This window comes from Pseudomonas sp. HMWF006, from assembly GCF_003061205.1.
In the GTDB taxonomy this organism is placed as follows: Bacteria; Pseudomonadota; Gammaproteobacteria; order Pseudomonadales; family Pseudomonadaceae; genus Aquipseudomonas; species Aquipseudomonas monsensis.
On sequence record NZ_QAIU01000221.1, the window covers coordinates 1 to 3,932 of the forward strand.

A 3,932-nucleotide genomic window follows, 5' to 3' on the forward strand; every position below is an offset into this window, starting at 1 on the left:
GGATGGCGTCGTCACCGATAACCCGGAATTAGACGAGTGCGACGCCACACTGGGAAAGGGCTGCATCCCGCGCTTCGGTGAGGGCAACCCGCTGCCTTTCGGCGGCTTCCCGGCCGTCTCGCTGATCGCACGGAGCTGACATGCGTAAACACATTTTGAACGCGATCCAGGTGCACGCGGCGGCCGAGTACCCGAAAGAGTGCTGCGGCCTGCTGCTGGGCGTCGGTCGCAGGCAACAGTACTACCCGTGCCGCAATGTCTCGACCGAGCCGAACGAGGAATTTCGAATCGACCCGGAGGAATACGCAGCGGCCGAGGACATTGGGGAAGTAATCGGCGTTGTTCATTCACATCCGGACGCCACCAGCCGACCGTCACCGCGCGACCTGGCCATGTGCGAAGCGACCGCGTTGCCTTGGCACATCTTGAGCTGGCCCGAGGGCGATCTACGCACCGTCATGCCTTCGGGCGAGGTGCCGCTGCTCAAGCGGCCATTCGTACACGGCGCCTGGGACTGCTGGCAGGTCTGCGCAGACTGGTACAAGCGCGAGTGGGGGCTGGAGTTCGAAGCGTTTAAACGCGCAGATGGCTGGTGGGAGAGCAATGACAACATCAGCCTGTACGAGGCGAACTGCGAGGCCGCCGGCTTCTACCGCGTGGATCAGCCGCAGCGCGGCGACATGATCGTGATGGAAGTGGGGCGGACGGTTTACCCGAATCATGCAGGGATATTTCTAGGCTCCGACCCAGCGCTGCCAGGTGAGGATGCGGCGACGTTCGGCCCCGGGCCGTTCCTGCTTCACCACCTGTACGGCAGGCCATCTGAGGTTATCGTCTTCGGTGGGCCGTGGCTCGACAGAACACGCCTGATTTTCAGGCACAAAGATGCACACCCATCCAAATAATGCGCTGTTGGAGATTGAGATGTTATCTAGCAAAACTGATGTACTGCCAAGCGCGAAGCTGGTAATGGCCGGGGTGGGCTTAGGCATTTACTTGAAGAAGGTGGACAAAATCACTCCACCTCCCGGAATTTCAAATAAACCTAAATAGACTTAGGCTGCTCAAAGACTGCCTTGATCCGCTCCAGATTTGGCTTAGTTATCCCATTCGCGTTATATGAATGAGCCATCTCCAGCGCATGTCCAAGAGCCTCATCAAGCCCCGCATTGCCCTGTGCTTTTTTTAGTTGCATCACTAAGCCGTGGAGAATGCTGCTGATCGTGAGGATATCGTCGCCGTGCGAGTTGATAGCTTCTATTAGTTTATTCTGATCTACCACATTGACCTCCAGGTCATAAACGCGCCGAAATTGGCGCAATCCCAGTCCTTGGGCTTGCAGGCAAAGGACTGGGGAATCCTCTACCAGCCCCACGTAGAAGTCGAGTCAGACACGAACGTGGGCATTAAAACTTGGAACAAGTCCTTGTCTCTATACACAGTTTGGTAGGGCAAAATTCCAGTGACATTGCCCATGAAATCGCGCTGTGTGTATCGGGTGCTTTCTATGGCGGTTTTTATCTGGGTTGCTGTGATGGGTTTATCCAACTGCTTTTCGAGATCCTGTCGTAGCACCTCTACATCAGTGTAGAAACCTGCTTTACCCGTTTGGTTTTTAATCAGTAAATATTGGAATACAGCCTCATCCAAATCCATACCACTATTGGCCACGCCGACACCTCATTGCTCAGTTGATGTTGGCGGAACGCTACTACGCGTGGATCCAATTCTGCCACTGGCAATCCATCCACGCTGGATGCACGGACAGTGGCAATGGCTAGGGCAAGCTTTACCGGTATAATTGGAGATTATCTTCAGTAATCGGAAAGCGTTGATGCGTCAGTTTCTTGTGTTTGCTTTGGTGTGCGTCTTATCTGCCTGCACCAAAGTCGGGCGGCCTATATCCCCTGCGGACACTGATCAAGTGACTAAAGGGGTTACCACTCGCGAAGAGCTTCTGAATCGCTTTGGGCCACCCTATCTACTTAGCGAAGACGCAAATGGAAACAAGATGGTTACCTGGGTCTATGTTCGGTCGAGTTTTTTAGGGGTCGGCTATAAGAGTCAAGCGTTCACCGCACGGTTTGATTCTTCAGGCAAAGTCATCGACTCATTGTTGACAGAGAAGTCGGAGCCCACCGCACGCAGGTGAGGCGCATCGCCGATCCCTGTCTAACGCTGGGCTTTTTGCATCGGTTCATTGGGTGCTTTACATTGCCCGCATTTCCACAGGAGTGACCTGCATGAAATTGATCGTAGGAGCGCTGGCGGTAGCGCTTCTGTTGGGGTGCTCCCACAAGAGGCAACCACTTGATAATCGTGACCCTTGCTTAGATTTCGGCCCCCCTGAAAGCTCAGGTTTTAAAGCCTGCTTAGATCGTCGAGCCCAAGCTCTGAAGGACCTTCTTGAGGGTACTGGTAGAAAACAGTATCAAATAGTTTTCGATGAGAAGGTCGATCCCTGACTCGAAATCACGAGCGCAACTGGAACTGGTATTGGAGCAGTAGCGCTGCGTGCTTCAGCCGATCTGCAATCGGAGTCATAAATGGAGCTGCCTCGCTTAAACGAACTCCTTTTCGAGCACAATTGCGTAGCTGCGATCAAGCTCGAAATGGTGGATTTCAAGTACAGCCTCAGCCTGACTATGTCTTCCTCGGAAGATCCAGAAATCGAGGGTGTGACGGCTATTTTTCATGATGTCAGCTCACTGAACCTAAGCGGCTTCGGGGGCGGACTAACCCAATTCATGGACCTCGTCGTAACTCGCATCGACCGCGGTCTGGATAGAATCCGTTACGAGTTAAGGGATATCGAGGACGAAAAAATTTCGTTCTATTTCTTCACCTTCAGCGTGCGAGACCATAAGGAGTAAATATGCGGATTGTGATAGGGGCGTTGGCGGTAGCGCTGTTGGCGGGGTGTGCGACTTCACCTGTTCCAGCGGATAAAGCTGATCCGGTTCCAAGCAACCGCCTTTATGCATTCAGTGCCAAGTCGGAGTCGCAGTTGCTCGTTACGCGTGACAGCGGTCTATATGGATCTGGCTGTAATTACCGGCTGTACATTAATGGAACTCTGGCGGCTGAATTCGCTTCAGGCGAGGTAGCTCGGTTTGGAGTAAAAGCCGGAAAACATATCCTTGGAATCAAGCCGAGCGCCGCATGCGGTGGCTGGGGCTTGGTTGAGCGCGAGGTTGATGTGAAAACCGGTGAGACGGTCAGGCGTCGAATCACGCTTTCGGGCGACAATTTTGACATATCCCCGACGGCAATTTAAATGTATTCCCAGGCCCGCATCAGCGGGCTTTTTTGTGCCCGGAGAAGAACATGGCTGACGTTGCGGCTGCTTACAATCCAATGACCACGATCCTTCTATCTGGCTCACTGGCCAAGAAGTTTGGACGAGTACATCGTCGCCAAGTGGACAGCAAGCGGGTATGGGAGGCCTTCAAGGCGCTTAAGGTGACGTTGGATGGCTTCGAAAATGAGATCCGCCGACTTGATCGGCTCGGCATGCGCTTCGCCATCTTTCGCAATCGGAAGAACGAAGCGGTTGAGGCTTTTGATCTGGGTGGCACAAGGGAGATCCGAATCGTCCCGGTCGTATCCGGCAGCAAGCGCGCCGGATTGATGCAAACCGTGTTGGGCATCGTGCTGATCGCCGTTGGCTTTTTCGCCTACGGTTCAACAACGGCTCAAGGTGCAGCATTGATCGCTGGCGGTATTGCCTCGACCGCCGGCGGCGTGATTCAGATGCTAAGCCCGCAAGCGAAAGGCCTTTCGCAAAGCGCATCCCCCGAAAACGCCCCGTCCTACGCGTTCGGCAGCGCCAAGAACACCACGGCCAGCGGTAACCCGGTGCCGATCTGCATCGGCGAACGCCGGTGGGGCGGGATGATCATCTCGGCCTCGATCCTGGCTGAAGACAAAGT

General features: G+C 54.4%; 7 protein-coding genes and 1 pseudogene. 6 read left to right on the top strand and 2 right to left on the bottom strand.

Annotated features, from left to right (window positions below):
- Both DBR24_RS31770 and DBR24_RS08825 read left to right on the top strand, forming a co-directional pair.
- Positions 1–139 (top strand): annotated as a pseudogene (locus tag DBR24_RS31770) (phage minor tail protein L); the annotation flags it as partial.
- 1 nt (position 140) lies between these two features.
- Positions 141–905, top strand: a complete 765-nt coding sequence (locus DBR24_RS08825) for a C40 family peptidase (RefSeq protein ID WP_128614525.1) — start codon at positions 141–143, stop codon at positions 903–905.
- Between the two features lie 140 nt (positions 906–1,045).
- On the opposite strand, the gene DBR24_RS08830 is transcribed toward DBR24_RS08825, so the two are convergent.
- Both DBR24_RS08830 and DBR24_RS08835 read right to left on the bottom strand, forming a co-directional pair.
- Positions 1,046–1,321: a hypothetical protein gene (locus tag DBR24_RS08830; protein ID WP_128614526.1), complete on the bottom strand. Its 276-nt coding sequence runs from the start codon at positions 1,319–1,321 to the stop codon at positions 1,046–1,048.
- 41 nt (positions 1,322–1,362) lie between these two features.
- Positions 1,363–1,671: a hypothetical protein gene (locus DBR24_RS08835; RefSeq protein ID WP_128614527.1), complete on the bottom strand. Its 309-nt coding sequence runs from the start codon at positions 1,669–1,671 to the stop codon at positions 1,363–1,365.
- Positions 1,672–2,243: 572 nt separating this feature from the next.
- Between DBR24_RS08835 and DBR24_RS08840 the strand changes: the two genes are divergently transcribed.
- The 4 genes from DBR24_RS08840 to DBR24_RS08855 all read left to right on the top strand — a co-directional run.
- Positions 2,244–2,465, top strand: coding sequence for a hypothetical protein (locus DBR24_RS08840; protein ID WP_099759305.1), 222 nt, complete (start codon positions 2,244–2,246; stop codon positions 2,463–2,465).
- 81 nt (positions 2,466–2,546) lie between these two features.
- Positions 2,547–2,873: a hypothetical protein gene (locus DBR24_RS08845; RefSeq protein WP_128614528.1), complete on the top strand. Its 327-nt coding sequence runs from the start codon at positions 2,547–2,549 to the stop codon at positions 2,871–2,873.
- Between the two features lie 2 nt (positions 2,874–2,875).
- On the top strand, positions 2,876–3,277 hold the full coding sequence (locus DBR24_RS08850) for a hypothetical protein (protein ID WP_128614529.1): 402 nt from the start codon (positions 2,876–2,878) through the stop codon (positions 3,275–3,277).
- 50 nt (positions 3,278–3,327) lie between these two features.
- A partial coding sequence (locus DBR24_RS08855; RefSeq protein WP_146188999.1) for a tail assembly protein occupies positions 3,328–3,932 on the top strand: 605 nt, incomplete at its 3' end.

What these genes read in the sequence shown, in the direction of transcription:
- DBR24_RS08850 (WP_128614529.1), top strand. Translation starts at nt 2,876, where the DNA reads ATGCGGATTGTGATAGGGGCGTTGGCGGTAGCGCTGTTGGCGGGGTGT.
- DBR24_RS08845 (WP_128614528.1), top strand. Translation starts at nt 2,547, where the DNA reads ATGGAGCTGCCTCGCTTAAACGAACTCCTTTTCGAGCACAATTGCGTA.
- DBR24_RS08840 (WP_099759305.1), top strand. Translation starts at nt 2,244, where the DNA reads ATGAAATTGATCGTAGGAGCGCTGGCGGTAGCGCTTCTGTTGGGGTGC.
- DBR24_RS08825 (WP_128614525.1), top strand. Translation starts at nt 141, where the DNA reads ATGCGTAAACACATTTTGAACGCGATCCAGGTGCACGCGGCGGCCGAG.